The organism is Spiroplasma endosymbiont of Polydrusus pterygomalis, from assembly GCF_964030635.1.
Classification (GTDB): domain Bacteria; phylum Bacillota_I; class Bacilli_A; order Mycoplasmatales; family Mycoplasmataceae; genus Spiroplasma.
Genome location: NZ_OZ034909.1, coordinates 1,599,181 through 1,614,176 on the forward strand (window position 1 = coordinate 1,599,181; position 14,996 = coordinate 1,614,176).

At 24.9% G+C, this 14,996-nt stretch carries 18 protein-coding genes, 1 other RNA gene and 2 pseudogenes; 4 read left to right on the forward strand and 17 right to left on the reverse strand.

Annotated features, from left to right (window positions below; translation table 4 throughout):
• Position 1 precedes the first annotated feature (1 nt).
• Entirely contained in the window at positions 2 to 136 is a 135-nt protein-coding gene (gene rpmH, locus ACQH23_RS10475) for a 50S ribosomal protein L34 (protein ID WP_425378282.1), read from the reverse strand.
• Positions 137 to 319: 183 nt separating this feature from the next.
• Here rpmH and ACQH23_RS10480 point away from each other — a divergent pair, with 183 nt between their 5' ends.
• The 3 genes from ACQH23_RS10480 (at position 320) to ACQH23_RS10490 (ending at position 1,788) form a co-directional block, all read left to right on the forward strand.
• Entirely contained in the window at positions 320 to 838 is a 519-nt protein-coding gene (locus tag ACQH23_RS10480) for a UPF0236 family transposase-like protein (protein WP_425378283.1), read from the forward strand.
• 5 nt (positions 839 to 843) lie between these two features.
• Positions 844 to 1,188, forward strand: coding sequence for a UPF0236 family transposase-like protein (locus tag ACQH23_RS10485; protein WP_425378284.1), 345 nt, complete (start codon positions 844 to 846; stop codon positions 1,186 to 1,188).
• Positions 1,189 to 1,503: 315 nt separating this feature from the next.
• A complete protein-coding gene (locus tag ACQH23_RS10490) occupies positions 1,504 to 1,788 on the forward strand; it encodes a hypothetical protein (RefSeq protein ID WP_425378285.1) in 285 nt (94 codons plus the stop codon).
• A gap of 19 nt (positions 1,789 to 1,807) precedes the next feature.
• Here ACQH23_RS10490 and ACQH23_RS10495 read toward each other — a convergent pair whose 3' ends face one another.
• The 16 genes and pseudogenes from ACQH23_RS10495 to ffs form a co-directional block, all read right to left on the reverse strand.
• Positions 1,808 to 1,990, reverse strand: coding sequence for a hypothetical protein (locus tag ACQH23_RS10495; RefSeq protein WP_425377776.1), 183 nt, complete (start codon positions 1,988 to 1,990; stop codon positions 1,808 to 1,810).
• Positions 1,991 to 2,029: 39 nt separating this feature from the next.
• Positions 2,030 to 2,359 (reverse strand): annotated as a pseudogene (locus ACQH23_RS10500) (DDE-type integrase/transposase/recombinase); the annotation flags it as partial.
• Entirely contained in the window at positions 2,356 to 3,306 is a 951-nt protein-coding gene (locus ACQH23_RS10505; protein WP_425377913.1) for an IS30 family transposase, read from the reverse strand. The pseudogene ACQH23_RS10500 and the gene ACQH23_RS10505, both read right to left, overlap by 4 nt.
• A 205-nt stretch (positions 3,307 to 3,511) precedes the next feature.
• Positions 3,512 to 3,784, reverse strand: a pseudogene (locus tag ACQH23_RS10510) (hypothetical protein); the annotation flags it as partial.
• On the reverse strand, positions 3,751 to 4,014 hold the full coding sequence (locus ACQH23_RS10515; RefSeq protein ID WP_425377767.1) for a transposase family protein: 264 nt from the start codon (positions 4,012 to 4,014) through the stop codon (positions 3,751 to 3,753). The pseudogene ACQH23_RS10510 and the gene ACQH23_RS10515, both read right to left, overlap by 34 nt.
• Positions 4,015 to 4,313: 299 nt before the next feature.
• The gene (locus ACQH23_RS10520) at positions 4,314 to 4,451 is read right to left on the reverse strand and encodes a hypothetical protein (RefSeq protein WP_425378286.1); all 138 of its coding nucleotides are present in this window, start codon (positions 4,449 to 4,451) and stop codon (positions 4,314 to 4,316) included.
• Positions 4,452 to 4,465: 14 nt separating this feature from the next.
• Positions 4,466 to 5,050, reverse strand: coding sequence for a thymidine kinase (locus ACQH23_RS10525; protein WP_425378287.1), 585 nt, complete (start codon positions 5,048 to 5,050; stop codon positions 4,466 to 4,468).
• A gap of 2 nt (positions 5,051 to 5,052) precedes the next feature.
• On the reverse strand, positions 5,053 to 6,015 hold the full coding sequence (locus tag ACQH23_RS10530; RefSeq protein WP_425378288.1) for a DHH family phosphoesterase: 963 nt from the start codon (positions 6,013 to 6,015) through the stop codon (positions 5,053 to 5,055).
• Positions 6,016 to 6,028: 13 nt separating this feature from the next.
• Positions 6,029 to 7,954, reverse strand: a complete 1,926-nt coding sequence (locus tag ACQH23_RS10535) for an ABC transporter ATP-binding protein (protein ID WP_425378289.1) — start codon at positions 7,952 to 7,954, stop codon at positions 6,029 to 6,031.
• A gap of 165 nt (positions 7,955 to 8,119) precedes the next feature.
• Positions 8,120 to 9,231, reverse strand: a protein-coding gene (locus ACQH23_RS10540; protein ID WP_425378290.1) for an IS3 family transposase whose coding sequence is annotated in 2 segments (ribosomal slippage) — positions 8,120 to 8,991 and positions 8,991 to 9,231 — 1,113 coding nt in all. Because the reading frame shifts where the segments join, the coding sequence is not laid out codon by codon here.
• The gene (locus ACQH23_RS10545; protein ID WP_425378291.1) at positions 9,200 to 9,589 is read right to left on the reverse strand and encodes an IS1/IS1595 family N-terminal zinc-binding domain-containing protein; all 390 of its coding nucleotides are present in this window, start codon (positions 9,587 to 9,589) and stop codon (positions 9,200 to 9,202) included. Before ACQH23_RS10545 ends, ACQH23_RS10540 begins: the two co-directional genes overlap by 32 nt.
• Positions 9,590 to 9,638: 49 nt before the next feature.
• A complete protein-coding gene (locus ACQH23_RS10550) occupies positions 9,639 to 10,589 on the reverse strand; it encodes an IS30 family transposase (protein WP_425378292.1) in 951 nt (316 codons plus the stop codon).
• Positions 10,590 to 11,051: 462 nt separating this feature from the next.
• A complete protein-coding gene (locus ACQH23_RS10555; protein ID WP_425378293.1) occupies positions 11,052 to 11,237 on the reverse strand; it encodes a hypothetical protein in 186 nt (61 codons plus the stop codon).
• A 17-nt stretch (positions 11,238 to 11,254) separates the two neighbouring features.
• The gene (gene dnaX, locus ACQH23_RS10560) at positions 11,255 to 13,327 is read right to left on the reverse strand and encodes a DNA polymerase III subunit gamma/tau (RefSeq protein WP_425378294.1); all 2,073 of its coding nucleotides are present in this window, start codon (positions 13,325 to 13,327) and stop codon (positions 11,255 to 11,257) included.
• Positions 13,328 to 13,395: 68 nt separating this feature from the next.
• Positions 13,396 to 13,839, reverse strand: a complete 444-nt coding sequence (locus ACQH23_RS10565; protein ID WP_425378295.1) for a deaminase — start codon at positions 13,837 to 13,839, stop codon at positions 13,396 to 13,398.
• Positions 13,840 to 13,855: 16 nt separating this feature from the next.
• Positions 13,856 to 13,946: signal recognition particle sRNA small type (ffs, locus tag ACQH23_RS10570), an RNA gene on the reverse strand.
• A 143-nt stretch (positions 13,947 to 14,089) separates the two neighbouring features.
• On the opposite strand from ffs, the gene ACQH23_RS10575 reads away from it, so the two are divergent.
• Complete coding sequence (locus ACQH23_RS10575) at positions 14,090 to 14,881, forward strand: ISNCY family transposase (protein ID WP_425378296.1); 792 nt, start codon at positions 14,090 to 14,092, stop codon at positions 14,879 to 14,881.
• Positions 14,882 to 14,996: the final 115 nt, after the last annotated feature.

A 14,996-nucleotide genomic window follows, 5' to 3' on the forward strand; every position in this document is an offset into this window, starting at 1 on the left:
ATTATGCCGATAATACTTTTCTTCCTTTCGCTCTTCTTTTACTTAAAACTTTACGTCCTGTCGCTGATTCCATTCTTGCTCGAAATCCATGTGTTCTTTTGTGTTTAATTTTACTTGGCTGTCACGTTCTTTTCATACTAACACCTCCTTATGATATAAAATATTAAGACATCATATAAATAATATATTAATTAATAAAAAATAGCAATTAAAATAATATTTAAAATAATATTTGATTGCGTTGCCAAAGTTGGGGAAAATAAAAAAGAAAGTTTTCAGTATAATTAAGTTTGAAAAAAATTAGAAAGAAAACTATCCTATGAATATTATAACTATAATCCAAGAGTTTTTAAACGAAAATAATAACTCTTTTATTGATTTAATTAATGAAATTAGCCCCAATATCCCTATTACAGCACTATTATCCTATTTAAACAATGAAATTAGTTCTGAAGCTTGAATACTATTTAAAAATATTTTTGAATATATTGATAACTATATTTTTAATAAGGACTGACGCAAAGCACGTTATATTCCAAAAGGATTTTATCAACGAACTTTGGTTTTTCGTAATGGTGAAGTTACTTTTAAACGACGAAAATATATCTTAAAACCAGAATTTCAAGTGGCAAAAAAACCAAAAACGATCTTTTTACTTGATATTCAATTAGGGATTGAAAGTTATCAGCGACTTGATTATGATTTTTCGTTAGAAATAATCAGCAAATTAGGTATAAATTTTAGTTATCAAGATATTTGTAATATGTATCGGAATGCTAACATAACAAAAAAACAATTTTTAACCTTATTAAACGGTTTGATATTAAACATTTGTTAGAACTAATGCTAGATGAACCAGATACAAAACTAAAACATGATGGGGTTATTTATATTGAAACCGATGAAGCATATCGCAACGCCATTAGTTATCAAATCAAAAAACGATTAAAAATTAAGAAAAGAATCCGTTTAACCGTCTTTCATACTGGTTATAAAGATCCTAAAACAATACGAAAAACAATGCATAATGTCAAATTTCTAGTAACAATGACTAATGAAGTTAAAAAAATTAACTCTAAAAAATACTGACAAGGAATTAAAGAATTTATTAACTTAAATTATGAATCACCCGAGACAACTAAAATTATTGTGCTTGGTGATGGTGCACAATATATTTCAACGGTTTAAAAACACATCAATGTTGAATTTATCATTGATCGTTTCCATGTTATTAAAAAAATTAAAGATTGTCTCCGTGGTCCACGATATTATAAACGTTATTTATTTAATAAAATTAGAAAAGCAATTCTAAAATTAAACTGAAACAAGGTTACAAAATACCTTGAATGAGCTTATCAGCTTGTTAAAACCGAAGAAGCGAAAGGAAAGTTACAAGAAATATCTAATTATTTAAGAACATACTATGGAGCAATTCAAAAATGAGAATATCAAGAAAATATTGGTTGTCGCATTGAAAGTTATATTGCTCGAATTATTAAAGTAATGTTTCGTTCAAAACCAAAAATATTTAATGAAAAAACGATTTACAAAGTAATGTTATTAAAACAATTGACAGCTAATGGGATTAATCCCTTTCAAGAAATAACAGAAATTAAAAATATTCAAGTAAAAAATGAACAAATTACTTGAAGATGAATATTTAAAAAGATGAATAATCCAGAATTTAAACAATATAACTTACCAATATTCACCGCTTCTACATTATCAAATACTAAAACTCTTTTAAAGAAAATAGTTTATAATTATATTAGACTGCACCCCGTTTAGTAAGTATTAATAAAAAGGTTTACAAACTTTCATTTATTATATCTTTTTCTTTTTGGTTTGAATATCATTTATTTCATTTTTTAACATCATTAATATATTCATTATGAGATTTATAATTTTTATTATGGATTGTTCCTTTTTTAAGTAATGAATGAAAACTTTCAATAATAATGTTGTCTGCACAATGATAATTTTTACCCATTGAAATTATAATTTTGTTATCTAAACATTTACTATTATAATCTTTAGATGTATATTGATATCCGTGATCTGAATGAATTATTGTTTTATTTAGATCTTTTTTTATTTTTTTAATTTTATTAATTGCAGCATTTAAATTATCAATTACAAGTTTGTTATTATTAAATTTTGATCATTTTACATCAATAATTTCTTTAGTATATCCATCAATTATTGTTGATTGATAATGTTTTTTACCATTTCAAATTAAATAAGTTACATCAGTAAATAAAATTGAAAATCTTTCTTTAATATCATTAAAATTACGATTTACTAAATCAGGATATTTAATTATATTTTTATGCCAAATTGTAAAGTTAAGTGCAACTAAATTATTTTTCTAACCAAATATTCGATTGGCGAAAGATAATTTAGTATTTTTCTTGGTCTTTGGTTTAAAGACAATATAAATTTATGAACTGCATTTTTAGTAGTATTTGAAAAATTAAATTTTTTAGGAAATTTTTCTCTAATTAAACCATTAGTATTTTCATTAGTACCTCTTTGTCAGGGTGAATATGCATTAGCAAAATAAATTTTCACATTTAAATTTTTTTCAAGTTGTTGTCAATTAGCAAATTCTTTACCACGATCAAATGTTATAGTCTTAACAAGATTATTTGGCAGAATTGATAAATAATGGCTAATATTTTCGTTAATAACTTTAGTAGTTCTATTTTCAACTAATATTGCTAAAGTAAATCTTGATGTTCTTTCAACTAAAGTTATTAAACATGATTTACTTTTACCTCGTGATGATACTACGGTATCACCTTCTCAATGACCAAGAGTTACGCGATTATTAACATTAGCATTTCGTTCTTTAATTGATTTACCATTAAATTTACCCCGATTTTCTTGATATTTTCGTTTCTTACCTTTTCTTCTTAAATTTTTATTAGTAACTTTTTCAAGTAATCCAGAATAAATTCAATTGTAAATTGTTTTAAAACTAATAATTCATTCTTTATGAAAATTTTTAATTCTGCCATAAATTTGTTCGGGTGATCAACCTAATAATAATTTTTGTTGTACATATTTTACTAATTCTCTATTTTTAAACTTATGAAAATAAATATGTGATTGTTTTCTATTTTCTGCTTTATTTTGTGCAATTAATGAAAAATAATGATTATTATCTTTATTTCTATTAACTTCTCGAATAATAGTACTAATACTTCGATTAATATTTTTAGCTATTTCACTAATTTTTATTTTAAACTTCAATTGATTCTCAATATAAATTCTTTCATCTATGCCAAGATGTTTATATCCCATATAAAAACTCCTTGCTTTATTTTTTCTAAAATAAACTTAGCATCATAAAACTTTTATATGAGATTTTTTGCAATTTTATTTACTTGCACTTACAAGTATAATTCAGCTTATTTCTATTTTGTTTTATTAATATTTTTCTACGCATACGCTTTACATATTCAGCTTGAATATTATTTTCTTTCATAATTCGTAATACTTTCTTAGCATTATAAACAATGCCATAATCTTCTTTTAAATATTTGGTAATTCGACGATAACCAAATTGTTTTAAATTTTCTTCATAGACTTTTACAATATTCTTTAATGGTTCACTATCCTTACCATTACTTGAATAATTTTTATATTTATCTCAATAACTACGCTTTAAATCTGTTATATCAAGTAATAAATTTAGTGGATATTTATTAAGGTTTTCTTTGATAAAAAATACAATTTTTCTTTTATTTAATTGTAAAAGTCATGAAGCTTTTTTAGTAATTCATACCTAACTTTGTAATAGTTTAAATCTCTTTTTTCAAATGATTCTTTTGGACCTTTATTGGTGTTTAAAATCCCTTTCTTAAAATTTTCATACCATGAAGCAACAGTTTTTTTATTAATTGCATATTTTTTTGCAATAAAACTTATACTATTATTTTTAACCTCTTGTCCTATCATTTTTCGAAAATCTGCTGTATATTTATTAAATTTTTGTCCTTTTCTTGCCATATAAAAATGCACCTCCTTTAAAGTTTAGCAAAGACTTTTTTTCTTTACTTACTTTTTTGGGTGCAGTCTAATGATAAGATTTGCAATTAGGACATTTAATACCTTTATCTCTAAATTTTTGATCAATTTTATTTAAGCGTTTTTGTTTTTTGATTAATTCTGCTTCTTTTTTAACTTTTTCATAAAATTCTTTTAATTTTGTCGAAAACTCTTGATATTTTAATAAAACCTTGATTTTATTGGGTTTTTTATAAAATGTATTTCTTGCAAATATCTATATTTTATAAGGGTTTTTGACTTTATCAAGAGTTTTCGACAAAATTAAAGAAATTAATTGGTAAATTTTCAATAAAATAAGCTTTAACTTTTTTCACTGTTTTTGGTTTACTATTAATAATAAAATACGCTTCTGCATTTAATTCTGCTTTTGTTAACATTTAACCTCCTTAAGTTAATATGTTACTTCATGACAATGACGACAACGAGCTTCATATTTATCTTTTTCCCCAATTAGGACAATTGGGTCATAATAATTAGCTGGCTTACCATTAATTAATCGTTGTGTCCGGTTTGCTAAATTTCCACATTTAACACAAATGGCATGTAATTTTTTAACCTCTTCGGCACGGGTCATTAATTGTTCAACATTAAGAAAAGGTTCGCCCCGGAAATCTTTATCTAAACCATTAACAATAACAATCATCCCTTTGTCGGCTAAAGAATCAGCAACTTTAACAATATTATTATCAAAAAATTGGACTTCATCAATCCCAACAACATTTGCCGTCGATTTAAGTTTAACTAATAATTCATCGGAATTCTTAACTGATGTTGCTTCAACAGCTTTTTTACTATGACTCACAACTTGATTTTCGCTATAACGATTATCAATTGTTGGTTTAAAAACTTGAATTTCAAATTTAGCATAACTCAAGCGAACTAACCGACGAATAAATTCCTCTGTCTTCCCCGCAAACATACAGCCAGTAATTACTTCGACCCACCCCATTTGGGCATTACTATTTAAAAAATACATTATTAACCCTCCATATATTTAATATTATTTTTAATAACAGAACTTAAATCCTTTAAAACTTTTTCCAAATCTGCTCATTGGTAAATTTTTGCCCCACTTGCTAATTGATGACCGCCACCATAATATTTTTCTGCAACACCATTAATAATATAAGCATTACTACGAATGCTAAGATTAATATAACCTTCCACTTTATTTTCAATTGCTCACATTCAAATTTTAAATTCTTTAATATTACTCATAATATTAACTCATGGCTTAACAGTTTCATAATTCATCGCATGTTCTTTTAACATTTCGTCTGTTATCTTAACATAACTAATTTGATCATCATAAACAACTACTTGTGATAACAAATAATTTTTAAAACGAACATTAACCCATGAATCTTCATATAAGTTTTGATAAACTGATTGTAAATCAAATCCGGTGGCAACTAATTGCCCCGCTAACATAAAAGTTTTTTGACAAGTTTTACTATACATAAAACGATTTGAATCAGTTACGATACCCGTAAAAATTAACCTTGCTGCTTGGGGGGTTACTGTTAAACTTGATGTTAAAACTAATTCAGCAATCATTTCTGATGCTGCAATTTTTGTCTCATCAATTCATTGTAATTCACCAAAAGGGATCATATTAGGGTGATGATCAATTTTAATTACTTCTTCAGCTTTTTGCCAATATTTACTATCAATTTGTTCGATATTCGCTGTATCAGTCACAATTACTAATGCCCCTTGGTAATCTTCTTGTTGGACAAGATTAGGTGTCGCTAAAAAAGCTAAAAAATAACTTGGTTCACCATCAACTAATACTTTTTTATTTGGAAAATTATCTTTAATAAACTGTGCTAATCCAAATGCTGAACCATATGCATCACCATCTGGTGAAACATGACGTAAACAAATAATTGTTTGATACTCTTTAATTTTTTGTAAAATCGTTCCTTTTAAATCTTGCATTTGTTTTCCTCACTTAAATATTAGCAACTAAATTACTATTAACTTTATCATAAACTAATAATGCTTGCTTTTCAAAATATATCGTTGTTATTCTTTTTAAATTTAATTCTTTTTCTGTCACTAACTTTTTAAAAACAATATCATCATTAATTTTAAAAAAACAAACAATTGATTTAGCAATTTTTTTAATTGTTTTAACATGTCCTTTATATGCCAAATGTAAATCCTTATTAAAGTTTTTTGTTCTTTTAAATGTAATTAAATTTGGATTAATTGCTAATCAATATTTCTTTTTGTCAATTAATTTAGTTCCTTTTGGTAGTTTAATTTTAATTTTCTCATTTGCTAAAGTATTTTCGGCTGCCACATATTTCATTGCAAAAACATTTTCCGAACTATTATACATTGCTTGATATAACTCAATAGTATCTGGTGAATATTCAGCATGATCTTTTGACATTAATTTATAATTATTATCTTTATCAAAAATTAATAACTGTGTAACATAATTTTTAATATTCTCAACATTTTTTGTCAAAACTAAAAAAGTTAATTGGGGATTATAATTTTTCAAATTCAATAAAATGTCATTTAATTCATTTGCTTCATTATGTGTTAAATTATCAAACGTATTATGTAAAACAATTAATTCTTTATTACTTAAAATAGCATTGATTAACCTAATTTTAGTATGGTCAAAACTACTCAAATTTTTGGTAAGTTTAAATCAATTCATTTTAATATCTAAATCACTCATTAATTTTTTAACTTCTTCAAAAGCTTGATTATAAACTGTCACAACTTTTTCAATTGCCTCAGCAATAGCAATTGAATTATCTTTTTCTCGCGGTTTTAATGTATTACCTAATAATTCCAAATGATATTTATGAAAAAATTCTAAAACTTTCCCTTTTACAATTGTTGCCTCATCTGGTAATAAATTGGCAATTAATTGTTCTTGATTTTGATTATAATTAAATCATTGGTTTTTTGACAATTTTGATCAAGTAATAATATTTGATGAATTACTTTTATTTAAAATCCCTTTAATAATACTTTTACGTTTGGTATCTTTCATAACCGTATTAACAACATTAAAACGATATTTTTTTAACGCTTTACGCGCTTTAATTAATAAATAACGTTCATAAGTGATTTCCGTATGTAAAATTTTTAAATACTTCTCACAAACCAACTTAGCACCAATAAAGAAAAAACTTTTGTCTTTTAGTTTTCTTTTTTTAGCAATTTCATAACAATCACACAAATAATCTAAATCAGAAATATAATAAATTTTATCTCATAAAGCTTGTAAAAAGGCTAAATAACCTTCGTATACTCGAATCTCTTCGCGTTTATAAGTATAAGTATGTAAACTTTGAATTAGAATCGAATCTTTATCATCGTCTAAAATTTTATTAATTTCTTTTTTATGAAATTCACTAATTTGGGTTAAATAGGTTTCAATTCATTCTTCTTTAATTCGAATTGAATTATTGAAATATTCATTAATAATTTTATCTATTTTTAAGATTAACTCTTGTTTATTTAAATCATTACCAATAAAAACTAATTTTTTATAAAAATATTTATTTTTATTATATTTTAATGAACTATCATGTAAAAACTTTGGTGTTTTTAAAATATGATAAGCTAAACGTAATTTTGTTGGTAAAAAAGATAATCTTAATGCTCCTGGTGAAACATAACCAATTTTTCGTTCTTTTGGTAATAAAGCCGTAATATTCCGATTGTTTAAATAAATTTTTCCACTACGAGGTTTTTTCCTCCCTAATAAAAGTTTTAAAAAATATAACTGTAAAAACTTATCTTCAAAACTAGTTCCTAAAACTTCTTGACTATTAACATCAAAGTTTAAATCTGCAAAAATAACTTTTTTATACCGTTTATATTTTAAATTATTAATTTTTAATCCCATTAAAACACCACGCTACCAATCATTTTTATTATACTCAAATAAATATAATAAAAAATAGTTATTGTTTTAATTTTGTAGAAAACTCTTGATATTTATAAAATATATTTAAAATTAGGTATATTTTTAGTTAAAGAGGTGGATTGGCAACCCTTTTTAGGATACTTTTTATATGGACTGTTGTTTTCTAAATTCAACAGGTGTTAAATAATTTAAACTACCGTGAATTCGAATATTGTTATATCAATGCACAAAGTCAAATAATTTGTATTTTAATTGGGTTAAATTTATAAATTTTTGTCCCTTGATAAATTCCGTTTTAAAACTTTTGTAAGTTGTTGTTTCATCCACAGCATTATCGTATGGACAGCCTTTATTGCTTAATGATCGTTTGATGTTAAAAGTATTTAAGATATTATCAATGATTTTATTTTTAAATTCATTACCCCGGTCAGTATGAAATAACGTAATTTGATTTAATGGTCTTGTAATTGAATAAAAGGCTTTTTGTTCTAGTTGGGCTGTTTTGTTTGTCCCGGCACTATAGCCAATTATTTCACGATTAAACAAGTCAATTAATAAACAAATATAATGTCATTTAGCACCAACTTGAACATATGTTAAATCACTAACAACAACTTCATTTGGTTGTTTATTATTAAATTCATGGTTTAAAACGTTGCTAATTTCGTCGTTATTAACCATTAACTTATGATTATGATATTTTAATTTGGTGTATTTAGATACTAACTGATTTTTAATCATAATTTGGCGAATTTTTCTTCGCGATAAGATAATATCTTTTCTGGTTAAAATAGCTTTAATTTTACGAGCCCCATAAATTTTGCGACTATCATTAAATGCACTGATAACTTCTTGTTCATAATTATTAACATCAACCGTAGCGTATTTATTAATTTGATAGTAATATGTTGATTTTGCTATCTTTAATATTTGACCCATTTTTCGCACGGAATATTTTTCTTTATTATTGTTAATAATTTCTATTTTTTGCCGATTATCAGTGCCGCTTGCTTTAAAATGTCGTTTTCCATTCGTAATTGGATTAATTCTTTCCGCAAGGCAATCAGTTCATTTTCTTCAACAGTGCGGTTATCTTTTGCTTTAAAAGATCCAGAATTATTTAATTTTTCAATTCACTGATATACGACTGATTTTGACATCCCATATTCCTTAAAAATTTCAAGAATGGTTTTACCATTTTGATAAAGTAAAACAATTTGTTTTTTAAATTCATCGGTGTATGAATTTCTTCCCATTTTTTATATTCCTACTTTCTTCATAATTATATTTTATTTGAAAGTCCACATAAATATGGTCCAACTTATTGTAACCTATCCAACTTCAATAAGTAAAATGATGACGAAAAGCATCAAAACTAGCCCGACATTTTTTGCATAAATATTTTTGTTTTCCTTCGGGATTATGGCCATTTTTAACACAATGATAAGATTTGCAATTAGTACATTTAATACCTTTCTCTCTAAATTTTTGATCAATTTCATTTAAGCGTTTTTGTTTTTTGATTAATTCTGCTTCTTTTTTAACTTTTTCATAAAATTCTAAAAATTGATCATTTGTTAAACTATTTATTAATTCTGCAAGTATTTTTTCCATCAATTATTTACCTCTCTTTATATTTGTCAAATTGTAAAGTTAAGTGCAACTAAATTATTTTTCTAACCAAATATTCGATTGGCGAAAGATAATTTAGTATTTTTCTTGGTCTTTGGTTTAAAGACAATATAAATTTATGAACTGCATTTTTAGTAGTATTTGAAAAATTAAATTTTTTAGGAAATTTTTCTCTAATTAAACCATTAGTATTTTCATTAGTACCTCTTTGTCAGGGTGAATATGCATTAGCAAAATAAATTTTCACATTTAAATTTTTTTCAAGTTGTTGTCAATTAGCAAATTCTTTACCACGATCAAATGTTATAGTCTTAACAAGATTATTTGGAAGAATTGATAAATAATGGCTAATATTTTCGTTAATAACTTTAGTAGTTCTATTTTCAACTAATATTGCTAAAGTAAATCTTGATGTTCTTTCAACTAAAGTTATTAAACATGATTTACTTTTACCTCGTGATGATACTACGGTATCACCTTCTCAATGACCAAGAGTTACGCGATTATTAACATTAGCATTTCGTTCTTTAATTGATTTACCATTAAATTTACCCCGATTTTCTTGATATTTTCGTTTCTTACCTTTTCTTCTTAAATTTTTATTAGTAACTTTTTCAAGTAATCCAGAATAAATTCAATTGTAAATTGTTTTAAAACTAATAATTCATTCTTTATGAAAATTTTTAATTCTGCCATAAATTTGTTCGGGTGATCAATCTAATAATAATTTTTGTTGTACATATTTTACTAATTCTCTATTTTTAAACTTATGAAAATAAATATGTGATTGTTTTCTATTTTCTCCTTTATTTTGTGCAATTAATGAAAAATAATGATTATTATCTTTATTTCTATTAACTTCTCGAATAATAGTACTAATACTTCGATTAATATTTTTAGCTATTTCACTAATTTTTATTTTAAACTTCAATTGATTCTCAATATAAATTCTTTCATCTATGCCAAGATGTTTATATCCCATATAAAAACTCCTTGCTTTATTTTTTCTAAAATAAACTTAGCATCATAAAATTTTTATATGAGATTTTTTGCAATTTTATTTACTTGCACTTACAAGTATAATTCAGCAATTATAAAATATACTTAATTTTAGGTATATTTTATAAATATCAAGAGTTTTCGACAAAATTAAAGAAAATATTGACAATAAAATAGTTTGGTTTAAAATAACATTGTAAGTGGAATGCTTAAAACGTTCTAATTTCTTAAATTATATAACTTACCCTATAATTTTTTATACGACTCAAAGTTTTGTTTGATCACGCAAATCATTTGAACAAAACAAATAAATATTATTTTGAATTAATGTTGAACATATTGAACATTGATGATAATTATTTTTTATTTCATTAGACTTCTTGCGATACCTGATTATTTATGCTTAAAAAGCAATTAAAATTTTTAAAAATGATTATTTTAAAGTTTAATTTATTTTTTTAATTTGTAATTTTTTTATTTTCGTTAGTATCGCAAGAAGTCTATTAAAAACATTTTCTAATGAATCTAATAATGCTGGTTTAATAATTAATTTATTAAAAATTCTTTCCACAATCTTTTTCCCAAGTCCTAAAATAGTTTTTAATTCCGTAATTAATTCTTCATAGTTCATTTTAAATCTCCCATAAATTATTCAACTATTTTAATATTATCAAAAATTTGTTTTCCTGTTTCAAGTAATTCTTTATGTTTTTCATAATTATCAATTTGTTTCACTAATAAATTGCTGTAAAATTCTTTCACATCGATTAATACTGGTTGTGGTAATTTATTTGCTTGTCTAATTTTAACATAATCATTACGAATATTATTTCATTCGCTTTCACTTAAAGCAATAATAACAAAATCAAAATCAAAAAATTGAAAAATCTTGTTACGAAATTCTCGATCACACATTTCATTACTAATTCAATTCGCTTCTGGTTTTGTATTAGTTACAATAATTAATTCTTGCTCTGACGCTGCAACATATTTAACATCATAAAAAATAATTAGTTTATCTAATTGAACTACTTTCCCTTTTTCATTAATTAATTCCATAAATTTATTTTCAAATTTTTCACGCTCTTCTTTATTAGCTTTAATTAAAATATTAAAAACTTGACTATTAGAATAATTAATATTTGAAATTTCATAAATGTTAATCTTATTTTTCATATCATCGCGATACTTATGCAAATCAGTTATTCCTGCTAATTCTTTGTCATGTGAAATTTGCTCTGCTTCGCTTGGTATCAATGTCTCTTGGGCAATTGTTTTATTAAAATGCAATTGTGAATCACTCGAATCTTTTATTGCTTTATCTTCAAATGGTTTTGTTTCATTGCTAGAACTAATAACTTGTTTATCATCATCAAATAATAAAAAATTATGAAATAATGGTTGATTATTCGGTATTTTTTTTTCTTCTTGGTGAACTAATATCTTATTCTCATCTAAGGTTTTATCCACAAAAGGAATTTCTTTCTGAAATTCTACTTCCTTTTTATCAGAATTATTTTCTGTTATTTCTTTATTTTCGGAAATTTGTTCTATTATATTATCATCAATACTCTTTTGATTTTTATTGTCAGAAATCATTATCTCACTTAATTTTAAATCCGTTAAGTTTTTCGAGCTATTCTCAAAAACAGCTAAAGCTTTTAAAAGAACTAATTCAAAATACATTTCTTGATTTTTACTATTTCGCATTTTACTTGATACTTCTGTAAACAAGTCAAGTAACATAATTAATTCTTTTGAACTTAACTGCTTTGCAAAAACGTTTGCTTGATCTTCAGTTAATAAATTTAAAAAAATAATATTCCCGGTTTGTTTATACTCAAAAATCTCTTTTAACATATCTAATAAACTTAATGTTAAAATTTCAAAATCAGAACCGGCCTCATAAATTTTTTTACTCGCTAATAAAACTTCAGTTGTTTTATATTCTAAAATATCTTTTAACAATTTTAACTTAATTGTTTTTGAAACTGTTGCAAAAATAATGTTAACACTTTCCAACGTAATATTCCGATCAGAAAACATAATCACTTGTTCTAAAATACTTAACGAATCCCGGGCACTTCCATCCGCTAATAGGGCAATTTCTTTAATCGCAATTAAATCATATTTAATTTCTTCTTTTTGTAAAATATTAATAATATTATTTTCTAATTCAATTTTTGATATTTTACGGAAGTTATACTGTTGGCAACGAGAAATAATTGTTGCTGGAATCTTATGGCTTTTTGTCGTTGCTAAAATAAAGACAACATGTTGTGGTGGTTCCTCTAATGTTTTTAATAAAGCATTAAAAGCTGAATTAGTTAACATATGAATTTCATCAATAATATAAACTTTATATTTTGCCATAGTAGGAAGTAACTGCACATTATTTCTAATTTCTCTAATTTCATCAACCCCATTGTTTGATGCTGCGTCAATCTCAAATACATCAACGGCACTTCCACGATTTATTTCATTACAACTATGACATTTATTACATGGATTCCCATTATCTAAATTAGTACAATTTATTGCTTTTGCAAATATTTTTGCAATTGAAGTCTTTCCTGTTCCCCGTGGTCCTGAAAATAAATAAGCATGCGAAAATGTATTATTAATAATTGCATTTTTCAAAGCTTTTTTAATTTCAACTTGTTCAACAATTTTATCAAAATTATTTGGTCGATATTTACGATATAAAGAAATATAATCCATTTTTATGCCCCCGTTAAATATTATTGAAGTTATAGTAATTTTATTTTACTCTTTTAATTTCAAATATTCTATCTTAATTGTTCAAAAAATTTTTTCATTAAATCTTTTAAAACAACATTCTCATTATGTTTTCTGACATGATGAACTTTTAATTTTGACACATCAAAAGTATGGTTAGACTTTAAAAAACCATACTTTTCATTTGACAAATAATAGTTAATAACTTTAATTCTTGAATTAATTATTGCTCCTAAACACATCATACATGGTTCAACGGTAACTCATATTGAACAATCGCTAATTTTATTTGTTCGTTTCTTGTGACATGCTTGATTTAAAGCATAAATCTCAGCATGTGTCGTTACAGAGTTTTTTGTTGTTTTATTATATCCAATGGCAATAATTTTTCCCTTTTGATCAACAACTAATGCAGAAATTGGAACATGTTTTTTTTTGTATGCTCGTTGTGATAACTTATATAATTTATTAAAAATTAATGTAGTATCTTTCATAAATTCACCCTTATCATAAAAAATGTCATTACACATAGTCCTTATTTTTATGGCTGCTGCCTTCCGGTCCTGACCAGTTTCAAATGTAACTATTGTAATGACATAAATATTATAGCATATAATTTTAATTTGTCTATCCTTTCTTTATTTTGTGTCCTTATCTTGCGATAATTTCGTAATAGTTATCTATCAAAAATTTCGCAACCATTTAAAATTAAAAATGGTGATAACAATGGAAAGAAAACTAACAATGAAAGAACAACATAAATACAAAAAAATTGAAAAAATTATTAACAATAAAATATCAAATCAAAGAGCTGCAAATATTTTACACTTATCAATTCGTCGCATTGAACAACTTATAAAACTTTATGATCCACAAAATAGTCAATCATTTGCTCACCATTCTCGTGGAAGGATAGCTCACAATAAAACAAATCCACAAATTTGTGAAAAGATTATAAATTTGTATAAAACTAAATATATTGGTTTTAATTTTACTCATTTCAAAGAAAAATTAATCGAAAATGAAGGAATAAATATTTCATATTCAGTTTTATACAAATTAATGTCCTTAAATCAAATTAAAACACCTCGAAAGCAAAAAATAAAGAAAAAAGATAAAACCCACCCTTTAAGAGAACGTCGAAAATGTTTCGGCGAACTATTACAAGCTGATGCCAGTGAACATCATTGATTAGGACCAAATGGTCCAAAATGATTTTTACATGGCGCAATTGATGATACAACAAATACGGTTGTTGGATTATATTTTTCTTATCAAGAAACATTACAAGGTTATTATAATGTTTTACATCAAATTTTACGAAATTATGGAATTCCCATGACATTTTATACCGATAAACGAACAATCTTTACATACCAAAAAAGTAGTGATAAAACCGAAGAAAAAGACACCTTTACTCAATTCAGCCGATGCTGTGATGAATTAGGTGTCGAAATCATAACTACTTCAATTCCCCAAGCAAAGGGGCGAATTGAACGTTTATGAAGCACTCTACAAGATCGCTTGAAAAATTAATTAATTCTCGCAGGAGTAACCACTATTGAAAAAGCAAATACATTCTTAAAAGAATTTATAACCAAATTCAATAAACAATTTGCCATTCCTATTGATTATAACAATTCTGTCTTTG